At 66.6% G+C, this 24950-nt stretch carries 22 protein-coding genes; 13 read left to right on the top strand and 9 right to left on the bottom strand.

Translation table 11 applies throughout. The features are described from left to right. Positions 1 to 7: 7 nt before the first annotated feature. Genes kdpB through VLK31_RS14560 form a run of 4 tightly spaced genes read right to left on the bottom strand, consistent with a single transcriptional unit; the run spans position 8 to position 4157 of the window. Positions 8 to 2107 carry a potassium-transporting ATPase subunit KdpB gene (kdpB, locus tag VLK31_RS14575; protein WP_409169112.1) on the bottom strand — a complete coding sequence of 700 codons (2100 nt, stop codon included), beginning with the start codon at positions 2105 to 2107 and terminating at the stop codon, positions 8 to 10. A 13-nt stretch (positions 2108 to 2120) separates the two neighbouring features. After that, the gene (gene kdpA, locus VLK31_RS14570; protein WP_409169111.1) at positions 2121 to 3929 is read right to left on the bottom strand and encodes a potassium-transporting ATPase subunit KdpA; all 1809 of its coding nucleotides are present in this window, start codon (positions 3927 to 3929) and stop codon (positions 2121 to 2123) included. Position 3930: 1 nt separating this feature from the next. Continuing rightward, on the bottom strand, positions 3931 to 4029 hold the full coding sequence (kdpF, locus tag VLK31_RS14565) for a K(+)-transporting ATPase subunit F (RefSeq protein ID WP_042581336.1): 99 nt from the start codon (positions 4027 to 4029) through the stop codon (positions 3931 to 3933). Further along, positions 4026 to 4157, bottom strand: a complete 132-nt coding sequence (locus tag VLK31_RS14560) for a hypothetical protein (protein WP_409169110.1) — start codon at positions 4155 to 4157, stop codon at positions 4026 to 4028. Before VLK31_RS14560 ends, kdpF begins: the two co-directional genes overlap by 4 nt. A 242-nt stretch (positions 4158 to 4399) precedes the next feature. On the opposite strand from VLK31_RS14560, the gene VLK31_RS14555 reads away from it, so the two are divergent. The 6 genes from VLK31_RS14555 to VLK31_RS14530 all read left to right on the top strand — a co-directional run bounded on the left by VLK31_RS14555 (position 4400) and on the right by VLK31_RS14530 (position 12595). Continuing rightward, the gene (locus tag VLK31_RS14555; RefSeq protein ID WP_409169109.1) at positions 4400 to 5509 is read left to right on the top strand and encodes an efflux RND transporter periplasmic adaptor subunit; all 1110 of its coding nucleotides are present in this window, start codon (positions 4400 to 4402) and stop codon (positions 5507 to 5509) included. Next, positions 5506 to 8586: a MexW/MexI family multidrug efflux RND transporter permease subunit gene (locus VLK31_RS14550; protein ID WP_409169108.1), complete on the top strand. Its 3081-nt coding sequence runs from the start codon at positions 5506 to 5508 to the stop codon at positions 8584 to 8586. Before VLK31_RS14555 ends, VLK31_RS14550 begins: the two co-directional genes overlap by 4 nt. Beyond that, a complete protein-coding gene (locus VLK31_RS14545; RefSeq protein ID WP_409169107.1) occupies positions 8583 to 10058 on the top strand; it encodes an efflux transporter outer membrane subunit in 1476 nt (491 codons plus the stop codon). Before VLK31_RS14550 ends, VLK31_RS14545 begins: the two co-directional genes overlap by 4 nt. A 35-nt stretch (positions 10059 to 10093) precedes the next feature. After that, a complete protein-coding gene (locus VLK31_RS14540; RefSeq protein ID WP_409169106.1) occupies positions 10094 to 10786 on the top strand; it encodes a helix-turn-helix transcriptional regulator in 693 nt (230 codons plus the stop codon). Between the two features lie 32 nt (positions 10787 to 10818). Further along, positions 10819 to 11400, top strand: coding sequence for a superoxide dismutase (locus tag VLK31_RS14535; RefSeq protein ID WP_409169105.1), 582 nt, complete (start codon positions 10819 to 10821; stop codon positions 11398 to 11400). Positions 11401 to 11608: 208 nt separating this feature from the next. Then, on the top strand, positions 11609 to 12595 hold the full coding sequence (locus tag VLK31_RS14530) for a Bug family tripartite tricarboxylate transporter substrate binding protein (RefSeq protein ID WP_409169104.1): 987 nt from the start codon (positions 11609 to 11611) through the stop codon (positions 12593 to 12595). A 21-nt stretch (positions 12596 to 12616) separates the two neighbouring features. On the opposite strand, the gene VLK31_RS14525 is transcribed toward VLK31_RS14530, so the two are convergent. After that, positions 12617 to 13201 (bottom strand): GNAT family N-acetyltransferase, encoded by a 585-nt coding sequence (locus VLK31_RS14525; protein ID WP_409169103.1) that lies wholly within the window; start codon positions 13199 to 13201, stop codon positions 12617 to 12619. Positions 13202 to 13477: 276 nt separating this feature from the next. On the opposite strand from VLK31_RS14525, the gene VLK31_RS14520 reads away from it, so the two are divergent. Beyond that, positions 13478 to 14521 (top strand): MBL fold metallo-hydrolase, encoded by a 1044-nt coding sequence (locus tag VLK31_RS14520; RefSeq protein WP_409169102.1) that lies wholly within the window; start codon positions 13478 to 13480, stop codon positions 14519 to 14521. 167 nt (positions 14522 to 14688) lie between these two features. On the opposite strand, the gene VLK31_RS14515 is transcribed toward VLK31_RS14520, so the two are convergent. The 4 genes from VLK31_RS14515 to VLK31_RS14500 form a co-directional block, all read right to left on the bottom strand. Further along, positions 14689 to 14946, bottom strand: coding sequence for a hypothetical protein (locus tag VLK31_RS14515; RefSeq protein ID WP_409169101.1), 258 nt, complete (start codon positions 14944 to 14946; stop codon positions 14689 to 14691). 37 nt (positions 14947 to 14983) lie between these two features. Further along, positions 14984 to 15766: an SDR family NAD(P)-dependent oxidoreductase gene (locus tag VLK31_RS14510; protein WP_409169100.1), complete on the bottom strand. Its 783-nt coding sequence runs from the start codon at positions 15764 to 15766 to the stop codon at positions 14984 to 14986. Between the two features lie 61 nt (positions 15767 to 15827). Then, complete coding sequence (locus VLK31_RS14505; RefSeq protein WP_409169099.1) at positions 15828 to 16301, bottom strand: hypothetical protein; 474 nt, start codon at positions 16299 to 16301, stop codon at positions 15828 to 15830. Next, the gene (locus VLK31_RS14500) at positions 16298 to 17086 is read right to left on the bottom strand and encodes a Crp/Fnr family transcriptional regulator (RefSeq protein ID WP_409169098.1); all 789 of its coding nucleotides are present in this window, start codon (positions 17084 to 17086) and stop codon (positions 16298 to 16300) included. Before VLK31_RS14500 ends, VLK31_RS14505 begins: the two co-directional genes overlap by 4 nt. An 84-nt stretch (positions 17087 to 17170) precedes the next feature. Here VLK31_RS14500 and VLK31_RS14495 point away from each other — a divergent pair, with 84 nt between their 5' ends. From VLK31_RS14495 to VLK31_RS14470, 6 genes are all read left to right on the top strand, one after another. Next, positions 17171 to 19126 carry an AMP-dependent synthetase/ligase gene (locus tag VLK31_RS14495; RefSeq protein WP_409169097.1) on the top strand — a complete coding sequence of 652 codons (1956 nt, stop codon included), beginning with the start codon at positions 17171 to 17173 and terminating at the stop codon, positions 19124 to 19126. After that, positions 19123 to 19908 (top strand): ABC transporter ATP-binding protein, encoded by a 786-nt coding sequence (locus VLK31_RS14490; protein ID WP_409169096.1) that lies wholly within the window; start codon positions 19123 to 19125, stop codon positions 19906 to 19908. Before VLK31_RS14495 ends, VLK31_RS14490 begins: the two co-directional genes overlap by 4 nt. Before the next feature lie 174 nt (positions 19909 to 20082). Continuing rightward, entirely contained in the window at positions 20083 to 21012 is a 930-nt protein-coding gene (locus VLK31_RS14485; RefSeq protein ID WP_409169095.1) for a branched-chain amino acid ABC transporter permease, read from the top strand. A 360-nt stretch (positions 21013 to 21372) separates the two neighbouring features. Next, complete coding sequence (locus tag VLK31_RS14480; RefSeq protein ID WP_409169094.1) at positions 21373 to 22437, top strand: branched-chain amino acid ABC transporter permease; 1065 nt, start codon at positions 21373 to 21375, stop codon at positions 22435 to 22437. Positions 22438 to 22503: 66 nt separating this feature from the next. Next, positions 22504 to 23838, top strand: a complete 1335-nt coding sequence (locus VLK31_RS14475) for an ABC transporter substrate-binding protein (RefSeq protein ID WP_409169093.1) — start codon at positions 22504 to 22506, stop codon at positions 23836 to 23838. A gap of 100 nt (positions 23839 to 23938) precedes the next feature. Then, positions 23939 to 24751: an ABC transporter ATP-binding protein gene (locus VLK31_RS14470; protein ID WP_409169092.1), complete on the top strand. Its 813-nt coding sequence runs from the start codon at positions 23939 to 23941 to the stop codon at positions 24749 to 24751. Positions 24752 to 24950 lie beyond the last annotated feature (199 nt).

Here is a 24950-nt window from a genome sequence, read left to right as displayed (position 1 = left end):
GAACTCCTCAGACCAGGTGGACTGCAACGAGCAGCCAGTCGATCAGCTTGATGCCGATGAAGGGAACCAGCAGGCCGCCCAGGCCGTAGATGGCCAGGTTGCGGCGCAGCAGCGCGGCGGCACCCACGGGCCGGTAGCGCACACCCTTCAGTGCCAGCGGAATCAGGAACACGATGACCAGCGCATTGAAGATCACCGCGCTCAGAATGGCCGACGACGGGCTTGCCAGGCGCATCACGTTCAGCGCGCCCAGTTGCGGGTAGGTCGAGACGAAGATCGCCGGAATGATGGCGAAATACTTCGCCACGTCGTTCGCAATCGAGAAGGTGGTGAGCGAGCCGCGCGTCATGAGCAGCGCCTTGCCGGTCTCCACCACTTCCAGCAGCTTGGTCGGGTTGGAGTCCAGGTCGACCATGTTGCCGGCCTCCTTGGCGGCCTGCGTGCCGCTGCCCATGGCCACCGCCACGTCGGCCTGCGCCAGCGCGGGGGCGTCGTTGGTGCCGTCGCCGGTCATGGCCACCAGGCGGCCTTCGGCCTGGTACTGGCGGATGAGGGCGAGCTTGTCCTCGGGCGTGGCTTCGGCCAGAAAGTCGTCCACGCCGGCTTCGGCGGCAATGGCCGCGGCGGTGAGCTTGTTGTCGCCGGTGATCATCACCGTCTTGATGCCCATGCGGCGCAGCTCGGCAAAGCGCTCCTTGATGCCGGTCTTGACGATGTCCTTGAGCTCCACCACGCCCAGCACGCGGTTGCCTTCGGCAACGGCCAGCGGTGTGCTGCCGCGGCGCGCGGCTTCTTCGGCGGCGCGCAGCACCTCGGGTGCCATGGTGCCGCTCAGGGCCTCCACGTAGCGGCGCACCGCTTCCACCGCGCCCTTGCGCAGCAGCACGTCGTCGGTGTCCAGGCTGTTGGGCGCGGCCGGCAGGTCGACGCCGCTCATGCGGGTCTGCGCGGTGAAGGGCACGAAGCGCGCGCCTTCGACGGCGGTGGCCTCCAGCCCGTCGCGCCGGGCCAGCTCCACGATGCTGCGGCCTTCGGGCGTTTCGTCGGCCAGCGAGGCGAGCATGGCGGCGCGTGCAAGACGCGCCTTGGTGATGCCCGGCCCGGGCAGGAACGAGGTGGCCTGGCGGTTGCCGTGCGTGATGGTGCCGGTCTTGTCGAGCAGCAGCACGTCGACGTCGCCGGCGGCTTCCACCGCGCGGCCCGAGGTGGCGATCACATTGGCCTGCATCATGCGGCTCATGCCCGCCACGCCCACGGCCGACAGCAGCCCGCCGATGGTGGTCGGAATCAGGCACACCAGCAGCGCGACCAGCGCGGTGAGCGACACCACGGTGCCCGCACCGGCGGCCTCCACGCTGAACACCGAGAACGGCAGCAGCGTGACGGTGACCATCAAAAACACCAGCGTGAGCGCCACCAGCAGGATGGTGAGCGCCACTTCGTTGGGCGTCTTCTGGCGCTTGGCGGCCTCGACCATGCCGATCATGCGGTCCAGAAACGACTCGCCCGGGTTCACCGACACGCGCACCACCAGCCAGTCGGACAGCACGCGGGTGCCGCCGGTCACGGCCGAGAAGTCGCCACCCGACTCGCGCACCACGGGGGCCGACTCACCAGTGATGGCGCTCTCGTCGACCGAGGCCACGCCTTCGATGACCTCGCCGTCCAGCGGCACGACGTCGCCGGTCTCCACCAGCACCACGTCGCCCTTGCGCAGGTTGGGCGCCTGTTCAGGCAGCCACTGCGCACCGTGGTGCGGCGACTGCAGCTTCTTGGCCCAGGTGTCCTTGCGCAGGCCGCGCAGCGAGGCGGCCTGTGCCTTGCTGCGGCCTTCGGCCAGGGCCTCGGCAAAGTTGGCGAACAGCACGGTGAACCACAGCCACACGGTGATGGCCAGCACAAAGCCGGGCTTCATGCCGGTGTCGCCCGGGAAGCTCAGCGAATGCACCCAGAGCAGCGTGGTGAGGATGCTCCCGATGTACACGATGAACATCACCGGGTTGCGCCATTGGGTGCGCGGGTTGAGCTTGGCAAAGGCGGCCCACAGCGCGGGCTTGACCAGCGCGGCGTCGAGCAGCGAGAGAGAGGTTTTGGTATTGGCGGTCATGGTGCGCTCCTTCTTATTTCCAGAGCACCAGGTGTTCGACGATCGGGCCCAGGGCCAGCGCCGGCACATAGTTGAGCAAGCCGACCAGCAGCACCGTGCCAATCAGCAAAGAGACGAACAGCGGGCCGTGCGTGGGCAGCGTGCCGCTGGTGACGGGCAGGCGCTTCTTGGCGGCCAGCGAGCCTGCAATGGCCAGCACCGGCACGATCATCGCGAAGCGACCGAGCCACATGGCCAGGCCGAGCAGGCCGTTGTAGAAGGGCGTGTTGGCCGACAGGCCCGCAAATGCGCTGCCGTTGTTGTTGGCGGCCGAGGTCAGCGCGTACAGGATCTCCGAGAAGCCATGCGCGCCGGGGTTGGCAATGCCGGCCTTGCCGGCACCCGCCACCACCGCCACCGCCGTGCCGGCCAGCACCAGAATGGGCGTGACCAGAATGGCGATGGAGATCAGCTTCATCTCGCGCACCTCGATCTTCTTGCCCAGGTACTCCGGCGTGCGACCGATCATCAGCCCGGCGATGAACACCGCGAGCATCGCGAAGATCAGCATGCCGTACAGGCCCGAGCCCACGCCGCCGAACACCACCTCGCCCAGCTGCATGAGCACCATGGGCACCATGCCGCCGAGCGGGGTGAGCGAGTCGTGCATGGCGTTCACCGCGCCGCACGAGGCGGCCGTGGTGATGGCGGCAAACAGCGCGGTGGCGTCGATGCCGAAGCGCACCTCCTTGCCCTCCATGTTGCCGCCGGACTGCAGCGCACCCGCCACCTGGTCCACCCCCAGCGACGCGAACAGCGGGTTGCCGGCCTGCTCGGCGGGCGTGATGACCATCACGGCAATGACGAACATCACCGTCATGGCGGCCAGCACGGCCCAGCCCTGGCGCATGTCGCCCACCACATGGCCGAAGGTGAAGCACAGCGCGGCCGGGATCAAGAAGATCGCGATCATCTGCAGCAGGTTCACCAGCGCGGTCGGGTTCTCGTACGGGTGCGACGAGTTGGCGTTGAAGAAGCCGCCCCCGTTGGTGCCCAGCATCTTGATGGCCTCCTGCGACGCGACCGGGCCCATGGCCAGGGTCTGCGTGGCGGTGGTGGCGTCTTCCATCACCGGCTGGCCCTTGTCGTCCTTCAGCGGCTGGCCGTCGGCACCGTTCTTGGGTTGCTGGAACGCGGTGGTCTCCAGCGTGTTCACGGTCTTGTAGCCGTCGAAGTTCTGAATCACGCCCTGGCCCGCGAAGACCATGGCGATCACGAACGAGATCGGCAGCAACACCCACAGCGTGATGCGGGTGATGTCGGCCCAGAAGTTGCCCACCAGGCCTTTGCTCGCGCCACCTTCTCCGCGGCGTGCGAAGCCGCGCACCAGCGCAAACGCCACCGCGATGCCGGTCGCGGCGGAAAGAAAGTTCTGCACCGTGAGCCCGAGCATCTGCGTGAGATAGCTCATGGTCGACTCGCCGGCGTAGCCCTGCCAGTTGGTGTTGGAGACAAAGCTCACCGCGGTGTTGAAGGCCGAGTCGCTCGACACGGCCGTCATGCCCGCGGGGTTCAGCGGCAGCACGCCCTGCAGGCGTTGCAGCGCGTACAGAAAGAGGGCGCCAATGGCATTGAAGGCCAGCAGCGCGAGCGCGTAGCGCAGCCAGTGCATCGACTCACCGGGCGTGGTGCCCGCGAGCTTGTACAGCGGCGCCTCCACGCGCTGCATCCAGCGCGGCAGGCGATCGGTGCACAGCGCGGCAAGCAGCTTGCCGACGGGCCAGGCCAGCACGCCCAGCACCGCGAGGAAAAGGGCCAGCAGGCCCCATGCGGAAGCGGTCATGTCAGAACTCCTCCGCGCAGATCAGCGCGAACACGAGGTACGCGAACAGGATCACGGCAATCAAGGCGCCGAAGCCGTAGAGCACTTGAAGGCTGATCACGGTGCGGCTCCGTCAGCGGCGTTAGACGCCTTCGGTGAGTTCGGCGCGTCGAGCTTGTTCAGCCCGACCACCATGGCCCCCACCACAGCCCAAAGCGCCAGCAAGGCGCCCATCCAGACGATGTCCATTAATTGCTCCTGGAGCGAAACACAAGGCCTTCAGTCTCGGGATCGGTGCGTAAAAACAGGGAACAGAGTCGGCGGGGCCGCATAAAGAAAGCGTAAAAACGCGCGCCTTTTTCTCGCCCGGCCCCGCACGTTTTCAAGCGCATGCCCCGCCCCTGCCAGGGTCATTGCCGCGTCGTGCTCGACAGCATTCACAGTGCCATCTAATAATCAAAGCAACTACTTTGATAAATAGCGATACGATCATGAAGACACGTTCAAAGGCCTGGCTCGGCGCCGGCTTGGCTGTGGTGGTGTTGGGGGTCGCCGGCTACGGGCTGGTGGCCAAGCTCCGCCCCGCGCATGCGCAGGGCGGCGGCACGCCGCCGGCCAAGGTGGCGGTGGCCGCCGCGCAGCAGACCGAGGTGGCGCGTTTTCTGAGCGGCATCGGCACGCTGGAGGCTCACCGGCAGGTCGAGGTGCCGGCCGAAGCCGAGGGGCGCGTCGCAAGGATCCTCTTCACGCCCGGTGCCCAGGTGCGCGCCGGGCAGTTGCTGGTGCAGCTCAACGACGCGCCAGAGCAAGGCGACCTGGAGCGCCTGACGGCCCAGCGCGCCAATGCCGCGGCGCTGCTCGCGCGCACCCGCCGCCTGCTGCCGCAGCAGGCCGCCACGCAGGAACAGCTCGAACAGGCGCAGGCCGCCTTCGACCAGGCCAGCGGCGAGCTGCGGCGGGCCCAGGCCGTGCTGGAGCAGAAGGGCGTGAAGGCGCCGTTCGACGGCGTGCTGGGCATCCGCCGCGTCAACCTCGGGCAGTTCGTGCGCGCCGGCGATGCGCTGGTGTCGCTCACCGACAGCCGCACGCTGTTCGCCAACCTCACGCTGCCCGAAACCGCCCTGCCCGCGCTCCAGCGCCACCAGGCGGTGGCGCTCGCGGTCGACGCCTACCCGGGCCGCGTGTTCCAGGCCCGGCTCAGCACCATAGAGCCGCAGATCGGCAACGACACCCGCACCGTGCGCCTGCAGGCCACCCTCGACAACGCCGACGGCGCGCTCACGCCGGGCATGTTCGTCAACGGCAAGGTGGCGCTGCCCGCGCGCGCCAACGCCATCACCGTGCCCGAGACGGCGCTCACGTACAGCACGCACGGCGACTCGGTCTTCGTGGTGCGCGCCGCCGAGAAGGGCGACGGCTTCAGCGCGCAGCAGGTGTTCGTGACGGCCGGCGACCGGCAGAACGGCCGGGTCGTCATCGAGAAGGGTCTGGCGGCCGGCGACAAGGTCGTTACCTCGGGCCAGTTGCGCCTGTACACCGGAGCCGCCGTGGCGCCGACCGACAAGGACACGCTGAGCCTCCCGCAGGAGCCCAAGCCATGAAGTTCACCGACCTGTTCGTGCGCCGGCCCGTGCTGGCGCTGGTGGTGAGCACGCTGATATTGCTGCTGGGCGCCCGCGCGCTGGGCGACCTGCCGGTGCGCCAATACCCGCTGACCGAGAGCACCACGCTCACCATCACCACGCAGTACCCCGGCGCCTCGCCGGAGCTGATGCAGGGCTTTGTCACGCAGCCCATTGCGCAGGCGGTGGCAACCATCGAGAACGTCGACTACCTGTCGTCTTCGTCCACCCTGGGCCGCAGCGTGATCAGCGTGCGCATGAAGCTCAACGCCGACGCCAACCAGGCGCTCACCCAGGCGATGGCGCAGGTCAGCCAGGTGAAGTACCGGCTGCCAGCCGAGGCCTTCGACCCGGTCATTCTGAAGTCGTCGGGCGAGGCCACGGCCGTGGCCTATGTGGGCTTCTCCAGCAAGACGATGCAGATGCCCGCGCTCACCGACTACCTCTCGCGCGTGGTGCAGCCGCAGTTCGCCTCCATTCCCGGCGTGTCGGGCGTGGAGGTGTCGGGCGGGCAAACGCTGGCGATGCGCGTGTGGCTCGACCCCAACCGCATGGCCGCGCGCGGCATCTCGGCCGGCGAGCTGGCCGACGCGCTGCGCCAGAACAACGTGCAGGCCGCGCCCGGGCAGGTGAAGGGGCTGTACGTGGTGTCGAACATTCGCGTGAACACCGACCTGGTGAACGTGGCGGAGTTCCGCGACATGGTGGTCAAGCGTGATGGCGACGCCATCGTGCGCCTGGGCGACGTGGCCACGGTGGAGCTGGGCGCCGCCAGCGCCGACAGCAGCGCCACCATGGACGGCACGCCCGCCATCTACCTCGGCCTGCAGGCTGCGCCCAACGGCAACCCGCTGGTGATCGTGAAGCGCATTCGCGACCTGCTGCCCGGCATCAAGCAGAACCTGCCGCCGGGCGTGGAGGTGCAGTTGCCCTTCGAGCTGGCGCGCTTCATCGAGGCCTCCATCGACGAGGTGCAGCAAACGCTGCTCGAGGCCGTGGCCATCGTGGTGCTGGTGATCTTTTTGTGCCTGGGCTCGGTGCGCGCGGTGCTCATTCCGGTGGTGACCATTCCGCTGTCGATGCTGGGCGCCGCCGCGCTGATGCAGCTGTTCGGCTTCAGCATCAACCTGCTGACCTTGCTGGCGATGGTGCTGGCCATCGGGCTGGTGGTGGACGACGCCATCGTGGTGGTGGAGAACGTGCATCGCCACATCGAGGAAGGCAAGTCGCGCGTGCAGGCCGCGCTCGTCGGCGCGCGCGAAGTGGCCGGCCCGGTGATTGCCATGACGCTCACGCTGGCCGCGGTGTATGCGCCCATCGGCCTGATGGGCGGGCTCACCGGTTCGCTGTTCAAGGAGTTCGCCTTCACGCTGGCCGGCGCGGTGGTGGTGTCGGGCGTGATTGCGCTCACGCTGTCGCCGGTGATGAGCTCTTTTCTGCTGCCGCGGGACGCCGCCGGCAGCCGCATGTCGCGCGCCGCGGAGTCGTTCTTTCACCGGCTGTCGAACGGCTACGGCCGCTTGCTCGACGTGTCGCTGCACCACCGCTGGGTGACGAGCGCGTTTGCGGCGCTGGTGCTGGTGAGCCTGCCCTTGCTCTACAACGCGGCGCAGCGCGAGCTGGCCCCCGGCGAAGACCAGGCCATGGTGCTCACGGCCATCAAGTCGCCGCAGCACGCCAACATCGACTACGTGGAGAAGTTCGGCAAGAAATGGGACGAGGTGTTTGCCACGCTGCCCGAGAACACCGGGCGCTGGCTCATCAACGGCTCGGACGGCGTGTCGAACAGCATCGGCGGCGTGCAGCTCTCAGACTGGAAGGACCGCCAGCGCAACGCCGACCAGATCCAGGGCGACACCCAGGGCCGCATGAACGAGGTGGAAGGCAGCAGCGTGTTCGCGTTTCAGCTGCCATCGCTGCCGGGCTCCACTGGCGGGCTGCCGGTGCAGATGGTCATTCGCAGCGCGGGCGACCACCGCACGGTGTTCGAGGCCATGGAAACGCTGAAGAAGTCGGCACGCGACAGCGGCAAGTTCGCGGTGGTCGACAGCGACCTGGAGTTCAACAACCCCACGGTGCAAATTCGCGTGGACCGCGCCAAGGCCAACAGCATGGGCGTGACCATGAAGGCCATCGGCGACACGCTGGCGGTGCTGGTGGGCGAGAACTACGTCAACCGCTTTGGCATGGACGGCCGCTCGTACGACGTGATTCCACAGTCGCCGCGCGAACAGCGCCTGACGGCCGAGGCGCTGTCGCGCTACTTCGTGAAGAGCGCCAGCGGCCAGCCCGTGGCGCTGGCCAACCTGGTGCAGCTGTCGACCAGCGTGGGGCCGAACAAGCTCACGCAGTTCAACCAGCTCAACGCGGCCACCTTCCAGGCCATTCCGATGCCGGGCGTGACCATGGGCGACGCGGTGGCGTTCCTGAGCGAAGAGGCGAAGAAGCTGCCGGCGGGCTTCAGCTTCGACTGGCAGTCGGACGCGCGGCAGTTCACGCAGGAGGGCTCCGCGCTGGTGATGGCCTTTGTGTTTGCCATCGTGGTGATCTACCTGGTGCTGGCGGCGCAGTACGAAAGCCTGCGCGACCCGCTGATCATCTTGATCAGCGTGCCCATGTCGATCTGCGGTGCGCTGGTGCCGCTGGCGCTGGGCTTTGGCACCATCAACATCTACACGCAGATCGGGCTGGTGACGCTCATCGGGCTCATCAGCAAGCACGGCATCTTGATGGTGGAGTTTGCCAACGAGATCCAGATGCACAAGGGCCTCGACCGGCGCGCGTCCATCGAAGAGGCGGCGCGCATTCGGCTGCGCCCCATTCTGATGACCACGGCCGCGATGGTGATGGGCCTGGTGCCGCTGCTGTTCGCCAGCGGCGCTGGCGCCAACAGCCGCTTCAGCATTGGGCTGGTGATTGTGGTCGGCATGCTGGTGGGCACGCTGTTCACGCTGTTCGTGCTGCCCACCATGTACACGCTGCTGGCGCGCGACCACCGCCCGGCCAGCCGATCGCCACGCGCGGCCGAACTCGATGCGCTGGCCGAAGGAGCATGAGCATGAACCGACTCATCTCCTGCACCGCGCCCTTCGCGCTCGGCCTGCTGGTGCTCGCCGGCTGCGCAGTCGGCCCGACCTACACCGCGCCGGCCGACGCGCCGGTGGCCATCGCGGCGCCCGAGCGCGCGCTGTTCGCCAACGACGCGGTGCAGCGCGACTGGTGGCGCCAGCTCGACGACCCGCAGCTCGATGCGCTGGTCGAGCGCGCGCTGGCCGGCAACCACGACATTCGCATCGCGCAGGCCCGCCTGCTCGAAGCCCGCGCCACGCAGACCGAGGCCGAGCTCGACCGGCTGCCGGTGGCAACGCTGGCCGCCAGCAAGACGCGCGGCATTGCACAGGGCAACAGCGGCGCGCAGCCCGACGTGCGCTCGCTGTCGCAGAGCAGCCGCGCGGGCTTCGATGCCGGCTGGGAAATCGACCTGTTCGGGCGCCTGAAGCGGCTCGACGAGGCCGCCACCGCGCGCAGCGAAGCCAGCGCGGCCGACCTCGAACAGGTGCGCATCGTGGCCGTGGCCGAGCTGGCGCGCAACTACTACGAGATGCGCGGCGCCGAGCAGCGCATGGCCGTGACGCGCCGCACGCTCGACAGCCTGCACCGCAGCCTGCGCGTGACCGAGGCGCAGGTGCAGACCGGCCGTGCGCTCGAAGGCGACCTGGCCAGCGCGCAGGCCAACCTGGCCACCACCGAGAGCCAGTTGCCCGCGCTGGAAACCACGCGCCGCCAGTCGGCCTACCGCGTGGCGGTGCTGGCCGGCCTGCGCCCCGCCGAGCTGGAGCCGATGCTGCAGCCGCGCCCGCTGCGCGTGCTCGACAAGCGCCTGCCCATCGGCGACCTGGGCGACCTGCTGCGCCGCCGCCCCGACGTGCGGCGCGCCGAGCGCGGCCTGGCCGCCAGAACGGCCGACGTGGGCGCCACCACGGCCGAGCTGTACCCGCGTTTCGACATCGGCGGGTTCCTGGGCTTTGTGGCACTGCGCGGCGCCGACCTGGGCAGCGCGCGGAGCCGCGCGTTCAGCGTGACGCCGGGCGTGAGCTGGCCCGCGCTGCAGCTGGGCTCGGTGAAGGCCCGCGTGCGCGGCGCCCAGGCGCGCGCCGAGGGTGACCGCGCGCTGTACGAGCAGACCGTGCTGCGCGCCATCGAGGAGGTGGAAGGCGCCCTCACCGGCTACGGGCAGAACCAGCTGCGGCTGCAGCGGCTGGTGGAAGCGTCGGAGCGCAGCGCGCGGGCGGGCGAACTGGCCGAGGTGCGCTTTCGCGAAGGCGCGGCGCCCTACCTGAGCGTGCTGGACGCGCAGCGCACCCTGCTGCGCGCGCAGGACGTCGTGGCCGAGGCCGAAACCGCCTCGTTCACCAGCCTGGTGGCGCTCTACAAGGCAGTGGGCGGGGGCTGGCAGGCAACATGGGAACCACCCCAGGAAGCACCCGTGGAAGCACCCCTGGATATGAAGGGCGCGCCAACCCCGTGACAATGACAGCGTTTTCCTCCACGACCGAACTCGCCATGTCCGCACCAGATGCCAAGCCCGCCTGGATGCCGCACCAGCCGGCAGACCGCATCCTCTCCACGCTCAAGACGCGCGGCGCGCTCGGCATTCCCGACATCGCCAAGGTGCTGGGCGTGACCGTGGAGGCGGTGCGCCAGCAAATGACCAAGCTGGAGGCCGAAGGCCTGGTCGACGCCGAGAGCCGCTCCAGCGGCCGCGGCCGGCCCACGCAGATCTGGCGGCTCACCGGCGAGGGCCACAAGCGCTTTCCCGACACGCACGCCGAAATGACGGTGCAGATGATCAGCGCCGTCATCAGCGTGTTCGGCGAGAAGGGCATGAACCAGCTCATCGACGCGCGCGAGGCCACCATGCGCGCCAACTACACAGAGGCCATGCGCGGCGCGCGCAACCTGCGAACGCGGCTGGAGCGGCTGGCGGAAATTCGCAGCCGCGAGGGCTACATGGCCGAGTTCCGGGCGGACGAGGCAGGAGAAGGCCAAGGCAACGGGTTTCTCTTCATCGAAAACCATTGCCCCATCTGCACCGCGGCGCAGGCCTGCACGGGCTTTTGCCGCAGTGAACTGCAACTCTTCGACGCGGTGCTGGGGCCCGACGTGAGCGTCAGCCGCGTCGAACATGTGCTCGCGGGCGCGCGCCGCTGCGCCTACCGCGTTCAACCCAAGGCCGACGCGCAAGCGCCTGCCTGACTGCGTTTTTTCACAACCAAAAGGAAACCACGATGGAACACAAGCTCCCACCCCTGCCGTACGCGCTGGACGCACTGGCCCCCGAGTACTCGCAAGAGACGCTCGAATACCACTACGGCAAGCACCACAACGCGTACGTGGTGAACCTCAACAACCTGCAGAAGGGCACCGAGTTCGAAGCCCTGACGCTGGAAGAAATCATCAAGAAGGCCAGCGGCGGCATCTACAACAACGCCGCGCAAATCTGGAACCACACCTTCTTCTGGAACTGCATGAAGCCACAAGGCGGCGGTGCGCCCACCGGCGCGCTGGCCCAGGCCATCGATGCCAAGTGGGGCAGCTACGACGCGTTCAAGGAAGCCTTCGTGAAGTCGGCCGTGGGCAACTTCGGTTCGGGCTGGACGTGGCTGGTGAAGAAGGCCGACGGTTCGGTGGACATCGTGAACACCGGCGCCGCCGGCACGCCGCTGACGACCGCGGATGTCGCGCTGCTGACGGTGGACGTGTGGGAACACGCGTACTACATCGACTACCGCAACCTGCGCCCGAAGTTCGTCGAAACCTTCCTGGCCAAGCTGGCCAACTGGGACTTCGCGGCCAAGAACTTCGGCTGAGCCTTGCGCTGACCGGCCGGCCACCGCGCCGGCCGGGTTCAGCCGGTGGCCATGCGGGCAAGGGGTGCCCGGTGGCCCACCGCGGGTCGATACGGGCCCCATCGCCAATGAAGAAATCCGTGGGGCGGGCCTTGCGGCACACTGCACCCCTGGTGCAGTGAAGACAACGACTGCAACCCCGCATCGCCCCCCACAAAGAGACAAACCCATGATCCGCAAACTCACCCGTTCGCTGGCCGTCGCGCTGGCCATTCCGCTGGCCTTCGCCTCGGTCGCCACGCAGGCGCAAACCGCCGCCTACCCCGCCAAGCCGATCCGCATGATCGTGCCCTTCCCGCCCGGCGGCGGCACCGACATCCTGGCGCGCCTGGTGGCCCAGAAGCTCACTGAAACCAACCACTGGACCGTGGTGCCCGACAACCGCGCCGGTGCCGGCGGCACCATCGGCATTGCCGAGGCCGCGCGTGCCGCGCCCACGGGCTACGACATCGTGATGGGCCAGAAGGACAACATGGTCGTGGCGCCCTGGCTCTACAAGAACCTGAGCTACAACCCGGTGAAAGACCTGACCGCCGTGGCCCACGTGGCCTACACGCCGGTGGTGATCGTCACGCAGGCCAACTCCAAGTTCAAGACGCTGGACGACGTGGTGAAGGCCGCGCGCGCCGCGCCCGACACCATCACCTACGGCTCGCCCGGCAACGGCACCACCATTCACCTGGCCGGCGAAATCTTCAATGGCGCGGCCAAGATCAAGATGCGCCACGTGCCCTACAAGGGCTCCAACGCGGCCATGATGGACGTGCTGGCAGGCAACGTCGACCTGATGGTGTCGTCGGTGCCTTCGGCCATGGCGCAGATCAAGGCCGGCAAGCTGCGTCCGCTGGCCGTCACCTCGGCCAAGCGCAGCACCTCGCTGCCCGACACGCCCACCGTGGCCGAGCTCGGCTACAAGGACTTCGACGTGAGCACCTGGTACGGCATCTTCGTGCCGGCCGGCACGCCCAAGGACGTGGTCACCCTGCTGAACGCCGAAGTGAACAAGCTGCTGGCCACGCCTGAAATGAAGGCCGCCATCATTGCCCAGGGCGCCGAACCGCAGAGCATGACGCCGGCGCAGTTCGGCACGCTGCTGAAGACCGACTACGACAAGTGGAAGGGCATCGTGCAAGCCTCGGGCGCGACCATCGAATAAGCCAGGCCGCGCGCCCTGGCCTTACAGCGGCCAGGACGCCGGCAGATCCGCGCTGTCGTTCAATGTCAGCGCGTACAGATGCTGATCGTGGTGGGTGTCGCCAATTTGCTCCGCCAGGCTGAGCAGCCCCTCGCGCGAAAATTCAAGCCGTTCCGCCAGGCCTCGGCTCCGCGCATTGGCCACCGCGCACTTGATCACGAATCTTCTCAGCACCCGCTGTTGTGCAAAAGCCCGCACCATTGCCCTCACGGCAATTGAAGCAATGCCTTTTCCACGGGTCTGCGCGTCCAGCCAATACCCGATTTCGCCCGATTCATTGCCAAGATCGATCGTATTGAAAGACACGACCCCGGCCAGCTGCTCATGGCGCCATATTCCATAGGTTGCCTGGGTTTTTTTCTGCATGCCTATTTCACATGAATTGCAGAAATAGACCGTGTCTTCGAGCGCATTGACGAATCTGGGCCAATGCAGCCACTGAATCAGATTTGCTTTGTTCGCGTCTATCAAGAAATGCAATGCGCTGGCATTGGCTTTGACAATGGCACGCAACTCCATTTGATCTCCGGCCGCGATGCAGGCGGGAAAAGGGTGTGTATCGTTCAATGAGATTTTTCGCATGGGTGCAAATGCTAGCCATGCTCCACCCGAAGATCAATCAGACTTGTCGCATTTAAAACGCGCCGCATCTGATAATTTGCTTAAATCCTTCAAACCAAATTGCACGCAAATCAATACAACGTTAATTCACCGCCTTTTAATTGCATCGAAATAACGCCCGAGCCGAATTGATTTCCCGCATCTGCACGTGCGCCGACAACACCCGGCGCGCCGCAGAATAGCGCCTCCAGAACAAGCCGCACCGACGGCACGGAGACACCGATGGTTCCTTCCTTTTTGCCTTCCTCTTTTTCAAAGACAGCCGCCCTGGCAGCGGTTGCCGCCCTGGTGCAGGGCTGCGCGCAAACGCCGGCCTCGCAGGCACCCTCCGACGCCACCGTCGCCGCCCACGTCGCGGCGGCCACCCGCACCGCGGGGCCCGACCTTGGCGCCCTGCTCACGCTGTGCAAGCCCGCGCCTGACGCGCGCCCGCAGCAGGCCGAACTCGACCGCAGCCTCACCGCCCTCATCAACAAGCCCGCGCCGCCGCCCGGCAAGGCCTTCGACAACCTGTACTTCGTGGGTGCCGACTGGGTCAGCGCGTGGGCGGTCAAGACCTCGGACGGCATCATCCTCATCGATGCGCTGAACAACCAGGTGGAGGCCGCCGCGCTGATCGAAGGCGGCATGCGCAAGCTGGGCCTCGACCCGGCGCAGATCAAGTACGTGCTGGTCACCCACGGCCACGGCGACCACTACGGCGGCGCGCCCTACCTGGCGCAGAAGTACGGCGCGCACGTGGTGATGAGCGAGGCCGACTGGACCATGACCGAAACCAAGCTCGAGTTCGCCACGCCGATCTGGGGCGCGCCGCCCAAGCGCGGACCGCGCGACATGTCGGTGAAAGACGGCGACCGCCTCACGCTGGGCGACACCACCCTCACGCTGTACCTCACGCCGGGCCACACCATGGGCACGCTGTCGCCGGTGTTCGACGTGACGTCGGGCGGGCAGAAGCACCGCGCCATGCTGTGGGGCGGCACGGGCTTCAACTTCGGCAAGGACGTGCCGCGGCTGAACAGCTATGTGGAGGCCACGCGGCGCATGGGCACGGTGGTGTCGGCGCAGCAGATCGACGTGATGCTGTCGAACCACTCGAACATCGACGGCTCGCAGGGCAAGCTGGCGGCGCTGCGCCAGCAGGGCGCTGCGTCAACCGCGCAGGCCAATCCGTTCGTGATGGGAACGCCAGCGGTGGAGCGGGCGTTGAGCGTGATGGGGGAGTGCGCGCAGGCGCAGCGGGACAGGTTTGCGATGCAGCCGTGACGTGCCCAGGGGGAGCGCACGGCGCTGGCTGTTGCCCCCTCTCCCCTTGGGGAGAGGGTTGGGGTGAGGGTGAGCGGCGATCGAGGCTGCGCGATGTTTTCAAGCCGCCTCCCTCACCCTAGCCCTCTCCCCAAGGGGAGAGGGGACAAGGCATCAGGGGCCCGTGCTCAGTCGGGCACGAACTTCGTGTTGAAGATGTCTACGTCCGTTTCCAGCTCGAACGTCGCCACCTGCCCCATCTTCCCGTCGCTCATGCGGCAGGCCGAGAACAGGCTGGCGCGGCCCTTGAAGTAGAACTCGTCCATCACGATCAGCGCGTACGGGTACGGCACAAACACCTGGTGCTCGAAGATGACGCGGTGCACGTTCCTCGGCGACGGAAAGAGCTTGTAGTCGCCGGTGTCTATCGACTTGCTTGTGGCCATGGTGTGCGTCCCGTTCTGTGCGTGGGTGTGTTCGCGCTCAGGCCGGGTCGCGCACGTCGGCCACGGGGTTGGCGCCGAAGTCCGCGCGCGCCAGGTACTTCAGCACCTTGGTGGCGGCCGTGTCGGGGCTGTCGAGCATGCCTTCGTTCTTCATCTTCTCGAAGCGCGTGCGGTCCGGAAATTTCTCGGCCGAGGCGCCGCGCAGTTGCACCTGCATGTCGGTGTCGATCACGCCCGGCGCCAGCGACACGATGCGCGCGCCGTTGGCTGCCTGCGCCTCTTCGAGCGCCACGGCGCGCGAGAAGTGGTCCATGCCGGCCTTGGCGCCGCAGTACGGTGCCTGGCTGCCCATGGCGTTGCGGCCCAGGCCCGACGAAATGTTCAGCACCTTGCGTGCGCCGCGCCATTCGCGCGTGGCACCCAGGAAGGCGGACGTCAGCAGCATCGGCGCTTCGAGCCCGATGCGCAGGGCCAGCGACAGCTCGGCAGCCACCGCGCTCGACAGCGGCGCGGGGTTGCCCACCGTGCCGGCGTTGTTGATGAGCGTGACGCTGTCGAAGCGCTGGCCGTCCAGGGTCTGCAGCCAGGCCGACAGACGCGCCGCGGCGGCCACCGGGTCGGACAGGTCCTGCTCCCATTGCGTGAGCTCGGCGCCGGCGCCCTGGGCAGAAGCGGCGGCCTCGGCCAGCGCGGGGGATTGCTTGCGCGAAATGCCGAGCACCACATGGCCGGCCTGCAGCAGTTGCTCGGCCATCGCGTGGCCCAGGCCGCGCGAGGCGCCGGTGATGAGGGTGAGGTGGGAGGCGGCGGCAGTGGTCATCGGGAAAGGTCTTTCTGGAACGAAGGCGGGGAGGTTAAGGGGTATTGAAAAGCCTCGTGGCTCAACCGGTACGGAACTGTTTGCGCAAGAACGCGCGGTGCCGCGCGATGTGCGCCATCTGCGCGGGCGCGATGGTGCCGTCGAGGTCGACCTCGTCCGCCCCGTTGAGCACCGCATTGGCGTTGGTCATGGCGCGCGCAACGATGTCTTCCTCGCTCACGCCAAGCTGCGCGGCCAGGTCGAGCGCCACGCGGCGCATGGCGCGCTGCGACAGCATCCACATGGCGCCGAAGCGGTCCCAGGCGAGCGCGGCCTCGTCGGCCTTCTCGCGGTCGGCAAGAATTTCGCTGAGCGGCTTGGCCAGCACGGCGTCGAGCGCCTCGATCTTTTCCGCTAGTTGCTCGTTGCGCGCCAGCGCTTCCGCCAGCGTGGGGCCGGCGTCTTCGGCCTTGGTGTTCTTTGGCGCCTCGCTCGGCGGCACGAAGGCGCCTTGTGCGTTGGCGGCAACGATCTGGATCTGGTCTTTGAGGGTCATGGGGTTTGCGTGTGCGTGTGCGTTTCCGCGCAGGGTGAGTTCTTCTTGTTCGACATCGCGGTCGCGCGCAGGCCCGGCAGGTCGAGCACGCGCAGGCCACCGTACTCCACCCGAATCAACCCCTGCGCGGACAGGCCGTTCAGCGCCTCGTTCACCCGCTGGCGCGACAGGCCCACCAGGTAGGCCAGCTCCTGCTGCGTGATGCGCAACACCTCGCCCACGCCCGGGTACAGCACCGGGTTGAACAGCGACACCAGGTTGCGCGCCACACGGGCGTCGGGGTTGTTGAGCCGGTCGATCTCCAGCGCCGCAATGAACTGGCCCAGCCGCTCGTTGAGCTGGTTCATCACGAAGCGGTTGAAGCCGATGGAGTGGTCCAGCAGCCAGTGAAAGCTCTCGATGGGCAGGCCCGCCACCACGCTGCGGCGCAGGGCCTGAATGTTGTAGCGGTAGGGCTCGCGCTTCATCACCGTGCCTTCGCCGAACCAGCCGCCGGGCGGCACGCCGGTGTAGGTGACCGAGCCGCCGTCGGCGTTGTCGTTGCTCATCTTCAAGAGCCCCTCGACCACGCCGAACCAGTAGGTGGGCGAGCGCCCGACGCGGCACACCAGGTCGCCGGGCTCGGCCTCGCCCACCACCAGCGTGGCCTCGGCGCGGCGGCGCTCCGCGGGCGTGAGCGTGCCCAGCCAGGGAATGCCGCCGAGCTCCGTGCCGCTGGGGGGGCGCACGCGGTCCTTGATGGAACCGCTGAGCATGTTGTTTGGGTTGAGGTTGCCCTGAGGCATCGGGAAACTCCGGGGAGTAGTGTCCCTAGGATTGTCGTTGGAACGACAACCGGGCGTCAAAGTGAGACCTACGATCCGCCCACTGTGCAAACAACCGCCCCCACCTTCCCCCGTCTGCTGCTCGCGCATGCCCAGACCCAACCCGAGTCGCCCGCCGTGCGCGAGAAGGACCTGGGCATCTGGCAAACCTGGACCTGGAACGCCGTAGCGCAGGAGGTGCGCGAAATGGCCTGCGGCCTGGCGAGCCTCGGCTTCAAGGCCTTGGACAACCTGGCCATCGTCGGCGCCAACCGTCCGCACCTGTACATGGCGGTGGTCGCCGCGCAAAGCCTGCGCGGCGTGCCCGTGCCGCTCTATCAGGACGCGGTGGCCAGCGAGATGGTGTTCATGCTGGAAGACGCCGGCATCGAGTTTGTGTTCGTCGAAGACCAGGAGCAGGTCGACAAGCTGCTGGAGTGCCGCGAGATCCAGAAGGAGCGCTACCCGGCCATTCGACACATCGTCTACGACGACCCCAAGGGCCTGCGCCACTACGACCAGCCCGGGCTCATCAGCTACGAGCAGTTGCGCGCGCTGGGCCGCGAGTTCGACAAGGCCAACCTGGGCTACTACGACCGCGCCGTTGCAAGCGGCGAGGCAACCGACGTGGGCGTGATCCTCTACACCTCGGGCACCACCGGCCGCCCCAAGGGCGTGTGCCAGACGCATGCGAGCTTCATTGCGGCGGGCCGTGGCGGCGTGCAGACCGACAAGCTCGGCCCGGGCGACAACATCATGAGCTACCTGCCGATGGCGTGGGTGGGCGACCATTTGTTCTCCGTGGCGCAGTGGCTGGTGGGCGGCTTCACGCTCAACTGCCCCGAGTCGGCCGAGACGGTGATGAACGACATGCGCGAGATTGGCCCGAGCTACTACTTCGGCCCGCCGCGCACCTTCGAAGGACTGCTCACGGCCGTGTCGATCCGCATGGAAGACGCGGCCGCGCCCAAGCGCTGGCTCTATGCAAAGTTCATGGCGCTGGCGCAGCGCGTGGGCGCCGACATACTGAACGGCGCACCGGTGAGCACTGGCGACCGGCTGCTGTACGGCCTGGGCAACCTGTTGATCTACGGGCCGCTGCGCAACGTGCTGGGCATGAGCCGCATCCGTGTGGCGTACACCGCGGGCGCGGCCATCGGGCCCGACCTGTTTCGCTTCTACCGCTCCATTGGCGTCAACCTGAAGCAGTTCTACGGCCAGACCGAAACCTGCGCGTATGTGTGCCTGCAGCAGGACGGCAAGGTCAAGCTGCAGACCGTGGGCACTGCCGCACCGGGCATCGAGCTGAAGATTGCGGAAGACGGCGAGGTGCTGGTGCGTGGCGTGTCGGTGCTCAAGGAGTACTACAAGCGCCCCGACGCCACCGCCGAGGTGCTCGACGCCAACGGCTACTTTCACACCGGCGACGCGGGCGTGCTCGACAGCGAGGGGCACCTGCGCATCATCGACCGCGCCAAGGACGTGGGCCGGCTGGTGGGCGGCGCGATCTTTGCGCCCAACTACATCGAGAACAAGCTCAAGTTCTTTCCGCAAATCAAGGAAGCCGTGTGCTTCGGCAATGCGCGCGACGAGGTGTGCGCGGCCATCAACATCGACTTCGAGGCCGTGGGCAACTGGGCCGAGCGACGCGGGCTGGCTTACGGCGGCTATGTGGACCTGGCCGGCAAGCCCGACGTGCTGACGCTGATTGCAGAGTGCATCGGCAAGGTCAACGCCGACCTGGCCAGTGAAGACGGCATGGGCGAGACGCAGGTGGCGCGCTTTCTGGTGCTGCACAAGGAGCTGGACCCCGACGACGACGAACTCACCCGCACGCGCAAGGTGCGCCGCGGCTTCATCGCCGAGAAATACGCGGTGCTGGTCGATGCGCTGTACGGCGGCAAGAGCGAGCAGTTCATCGAGACCCAGGTCAAGTTCGAGGACGGGCGCACGGGCACGGTGAGCGCCACGCTGAAGGTTGTCGAGGCGAAGACCTTTCCCATCGTGAAGGCCGCGGCATGAGCAACAGAAAAATCGGCGAGGTCATCCTCGACGTGCAGAACATCAGCTTGAGCTTTGGCGGCGTGAAGGCGCTGACGGACATCAGCTTCAACGTGCGCGAGCACGAGGTGCGGGCCATCATCGGGCCGAACGGCGCGGGCAAGAGCTCGATGCTGAACTGCATCAACGGCGTGTACTGGCCGCAGCAGGGCTCCATCACCTTCCGCGGCCAGACCTTCAAGCACATGAACTCGCGCCAGGTGGCCGAGATGGGCGTGGCGCGCACCTTTCAGAACCTGGCGTTGTTCAAGGGCATGAGCGTGCTCGACAACATCATGACCGGGCGCAACCTGAAGATGAAAAGCGGCCTGCTCGCACAGGCCTTTCGCTGGGGTCCGGCCGAACGCGAAGAGCTGCGCCACCGCGAGTTCGTCGAACACATCATCGACTTCCTGGAGATCCAGGCGCATCGCAAGACACCCGTGGGCCGTCTGCCCTACGGCCTGCAGAAGCGCGTGGACCTGGGCCGCGCGCTGGCCATGGAGCCGCAGGTGCTGCTGCTGGACGAACCCATGGCCGGCATGAACGTGGAAGAGAAGCAGGACATGAGCCGCTTCATCCTGGACGTGAACGACGAGTTCGGCGCGACCATCGTGCTGATCGAGCACGACATGGGCGTGGTGATGGACATCTCCGACCGCGTGGTGGTGCTGGACTACGGCAAGAAGATCGGCGACGGCACGCCGGACGAAGTGCGGAACAACGAAGACGTGATTCGGGCTTATCTGGGTGTGGAGCATTGACGCCATGCCCAACATTGCCCTGACGCATCCGCATTGCTCCTTCCCCTCCCGGGGGAAGGCTGGGATGGGGGCACAGCGGCCCTCACGACAACGCAGCTCTTCATCGAGCGCCGCGTGCCCCCACCCCAACCCTCCCCCGGAAGGGGAGGGAGAAAAACAAGAGAGACATTGACCATGGGCTTTTTCCTCGAAACCCTCTTCGGCGGCCTCATGGTCGGCATGCTCTATTCGCTCATCGCCATCGGCTTTGTGCTGATCTACAAGGCCTCGGGCGTTTTCAACTTCGCGCAGGGCGCGATGGTGTTGTTCGCGGCCTTGGCCATGGCGCGTTTCTCGGAGTGGTTCCCGCTGTGGTTCGGCTTTCAGAGCCTGATCCTCGCGAACATTCTGGCCTTCATCGCGGCCATGGCGGTGATGATCGTGGTGGCCTGGCTCATCGAGCGGCTGGCGCTCAGCAAGCTGGTGAACCAGGAGGGCATCACGCTCCTGATGGCCACGCTGGGCATCGCCTACTTCTTGGACGGCCTGGGCCAGACGATCTTCGGCAACGACATCTACAAGATCGACGTGGGCATGCCCAAGGAGCCGTTGATGGTGTTGCAGGGCACCTTCGAGGGCGGCTTGCTGCTGAGCCAGGAAGACCTGGTGGCGGCGATGGTGGCCGCGGGCCTGGTGGTGGTGCTGGCCATCTTCTTCCAGAAGACCGCCACGGGCCGTGCGTTGCGCGCGGTGGCGGACGACCATCAGGCGGCGCAGTCGATCGGTATTCCGCTGCAGCGCATCTGGGTGATCGTGTGGTCGGTGGCGGGCTTTTCGGCGCTGGTGGCCGGGATCATCTGGGGATCGAAGCTGGGTGTGCAGTTTTCGTTGTCGCTGGTGGCGCTGAAGGCGTTGCCGGTGGTGATCCTCGGTGGCCTCACTTCGATTCCGGGCGCGATCATCGGCGGGCTGTTGATTGGCGTGGGCGAGAAGCTGTCGGAGATCTATCTTGGTCCGATGCTGGGTGGTGGCATCGAGATCTGGTTTGCGTATGTGCTGGCGCTGGTGTTTCTGCTGGTTCGGCCTCAGGGGCTGTTCGGCGAAAAGATCATCGATCGGGTTTGAGCATGACGCCTCGTGCTTCAACTCTGTGTGGCTGCTGTTCAGGGCGCGCCCACGCCGACGGGGTACCTTGCTCCGCGAATGTCCCCCGGGGCTTCGCCCCTCCTCCTTTATTTCGCTGCGCAAGGCACCCCATCGGCGTGTGCGTTTTCAGAGCCGGGGTTGATCGGCGAGCACACAGAGCGTGCCCAGGTGCACAGGGCGTCGGGTGCTCCCCGCAGCGAAATAAAGGAGGAGCGAAGCGGGGGACATTCGCGGAGGGGAGCACCCGGCGGCCTGTGCACGCGCCCTGAACACCGGCACCAAAACACCGGCACAAAAAACACCAGCACCCCGCCCCCAAAAACGCAAAGAAAAAACAAGATGTTCTACAGAGAAAACGGCCAGTTCAAGTCGAGCTACCGCGCCGACCAGCAGATCTTCCCGATTGCGCAAGACCGCATCGCGATCCTCGTGCTGCTGCTCGTGGCCTTCATCGTCGTGCCGCTCGGTGTGTCCGACTACTGGATGCGCGCCATCCTCACGCCCTTTCTCATTCTCTCGCTCGCCGCACTGGGCCTGAACATCCTCGTCGGCTACTGCGGCCAGATCTCGCTCGGCACCGGTGCATTCATGGCCGTGGGGGCCTACGCGGCCTACAACTTCCAGGTGCGCATCGACGGCATGCCGCTCATCGCCTCGCTGCTGCTGGGCGGCCTGTGCGCCACCGTCATCGGCGTGCTCTTCGGCATTCCGAGCTTGCGCATCAAGGGCCTGTACCTCGCAGTGGCCACCCTGGCTGCACAGTTCTTCACCGACTGGGCCTTCCTGCGCATCCAGTGGTTCACCAACAACTCGTCGTCCGGCTCCGTGAGCGTTGCAGGCCTCAACGTGTTCGGCATGCCCATCGAATCGCCGATTCAAAAGTACCTGTTCTGCCTGACCTTCGTGGTGGTGTTCGCGCTGCTCGCCAAGAACCTCGTGCGCAGCGCCATCGGCCGCGAATGGATGGCCATGCGCGACATGGACGTGGCGGCCGCGGTGATCGGCATTCGCCCCGTGTACGCCAAGCTCACCGCCTTTGCGGTGAGCAGCTTCATCGTCGGCGTGGCCGGCGCGCTGTGGGGCTTCATTCACCTGGGTGCATGGGAGCCGGCCGCGTTCAGCATCGACCGCTCGTTCCAGCTGCTGTTCATGGTGATCATCGGCGGGCTCGGCTCCATCATGGGCAGCTTCTTCGGCGCCGCCTTCATCGTGCTGCTGCCGCTCTTTCTGAACCAGTTGCCCGCATGGCTGGGCTTCTCCATTTCCACCGCGCTGGCCTCGCACCTGGAGACCATGATCTTCGGCGCGCTCATCGTGTTCTTTCTGATCGTCGAGCCGCACGGCCTGGCGCGGCTGTGGTCCACGGCCAAAGAGAAGCTGCGGCTCTGGCCCTTCCCGCATTGAAGCCGTCAAACCAGTTTTCGCGTTCGTAAAAACCCGGCACCGAGGTGCCCACATAAGGAGACAGGCATGAAACTGAAATCGCTCGCTCTGACCGCCGCCCTGGTGGCCAGCACCCTCGGCGCGCTGCTCGCGCCATCGATCGCGCAGGCACAGCAGGCCAAGGAGCAGTTCTTCCCGCTGCTGGTGTACCGCACCGGCCCCTACGCACCCAACGGCACGCCCTGGGCCAACGGCAAGCAGGACTACCTGAAGCTGGTCAACGCGCAAGGCGGCATCAACGGCGTGAAGATCACGTTTGAAGAATGCGAAACCGGCTACGCCACCGACAAGGGCGTGGAATGCTACGAACGCCTGAAGGGCCGCCCCGGCGTTGCGTTGTTCGACCCGCAAGCCACCGGCATCACCTTTGCGCTGACCGACAAGGTGCTGACCGACAAGATCCCGCTCGTCACGCTGGGCTACGGCCTGGCCGCCTCGCAAGACGGCGGCGTGTTCAAGTGGAACTTTCCGTTGATGGGCTCCTACTGGACCGCGGCCGACATCCTGATCCAGCACCTGGGCAAGAAAGAGGGCGGCATGGACAAGCTCAAGGGCAAGAAGATCGCCCTCGTGTACCACGACTCGCCGTTCGGCAAGGAGCCGATTCCGCTGCTGCAGGAGCGCGCCAAGATGAACGGCTTCGAGCTGTCGCTGATTCCGGTGACCGCGCCGGGCGTGGAGCAGAAGTCGGCCTGGCTGCAGGTGCGCCAGCAGAAGCCCGACTTCGTGCTGCTGTGGGGCTGGGGCGTGATGAACTCCACCGCGCTGAAAGAGGCCGTGGCCACCGGCTTCCCGCGCGAAAAGATGTACGGCGTGTGGTGGGCCGGCGCGGAGCCCGACGTGAAGGACGTGGGCGCCAACGCCAAGGGCTACAACGCGCTTGCGCTCAACGGCTCCGGCCCTGACAACAAGGTGATTCAGGACATCCTGAAGCAGGTGCACGACAAGGGCCAGGGCACCGGTCCGAAGGACGAAGTGGGCTCGGTGCTGTACACGCGCGGCGCCATCATTTCGATGCTGGGCGTGGAGGCGGTCAAGCGTGCGCAGGAGCGCTTCGGCAAGGGCAAGGTCATGACCGGCGAGCAGGTGCGCTGGGGCCTGGAGAACCTGGCGCTCGACCAGAAGAAGCTCGACGCACTGGGCTTTGCCGGCGTGATGCGCCCGGTGAGCACGTCGTGCCAGGACCACATCGGCTCGACCTGGGCGCGCATGGAAACCTGGGACGGCGCCAAGTGGAACATTGCGCCCGACTGGTACCAGGCCGACGACCAGATCATCAAGCCGATGGCCAAGGCCGCCGCAGACAAGTACGCGGGCGAGAAGAAGCTGACGCGCCGCGAGGCAGCCGACTGTCAGTCTTGATGTCGTGAACGCCGTGGCGGCTCGCAGGAGCCGCCATTCGACAGCGCGGTCGTCTTTTTCCTTTTTATTGCCGCGCTTTCGAATGCTTCGGACCACACCAATGAGCGAACCCAACATCCTTCTCAACGTCAACGGCATCGAGGTCATCTACAACCACGTGATTCTGGTGCTCAAGGGCGTGTCGCTCTGCGTGCCCGAGGGTGGCATCGTGGCGCTGCTGGGCGGCAACGGCGCGGGCAAGACGACCACCTTGCGCGCGGTGAGCAACCTGCTGGCGGGCGAGCGCGGCGCGGTCACCAAGGGCACCATCGAGTTGCGCGGCGAGCGCATCGAGGCGCTGTCGCCTTCGGCGCTGGTGAAGCGCGGGTTGATCCAGGTGATGGAGGGGCGCCACTGCTTCGCGCACCTGACCATCGAGGAAAACCTGATGACGGGCGCCTACACGCGCACGGACGGCAAGGCGGCGGTGCAGCAGACGCTGGAGAAGGTCTACGCCTACTTTCCGCGGCTGAAGACGCGGCGCAGTTCGCAGGCGGCCTACACCTCGGGTGGGGAGCAGCAGATGTGTGCGATCGGTCGCGCGCTGATGGCCAACCCGACGATGGTGTTGCTGGACGAGCCGTCGATGGGGTTGGCGCCGCAGATCGTGGAGGAGGTGTTCGAGATCGTGAAAGATCTGAACACCAAGGAGCGCGTGACTTTCCTGTTGGCCGAACAGAACACCAACATGGCGTTGCGTTACGCCGACTACGGCTACATCCTGGAGAACGGCCGCATCGTGATGGACGGCGAGGCCAAGGGCTTGCGCGAGAACGAGGACGTGAAGGAGTTCTACCTGGGCGTTGGCGGTGCGGACCGCAAGAGCTTTCGGGATGTGAAGAGCTACAAGCGGCGCAAGAGGTGGCTGGCTTGATGTCTCGTTTGCATGTTGTCGGCCGTTGTTCAGGGCGCGCTCACGAGGGCGGGGTGCCTTGCTCCGCGAATGTCCCCCGGGGCTTCGCCCCTCCTCCTTTATTTCGCTGCGCAAGGCACCCCACCCTCGTGTGCGTTATTCAGAGCCGGGGTTGATCGTGCGAGCACCAGCAGCGTGCCCTGGTGCACAGGGCGTCGGG

This window comes from Variovorax sp. H27-G14 (assembly GCF_046156345.1).
Classification (GTDB): domain Bacteria; phylum Pseudomonadota; class Gammaproteobacteria; order Burkholderiales; family Burkholderiaceae_C; genus Variovorax.
This window is presented reverse-complemented; position numbering and strand designations above follow the sequence as displayed.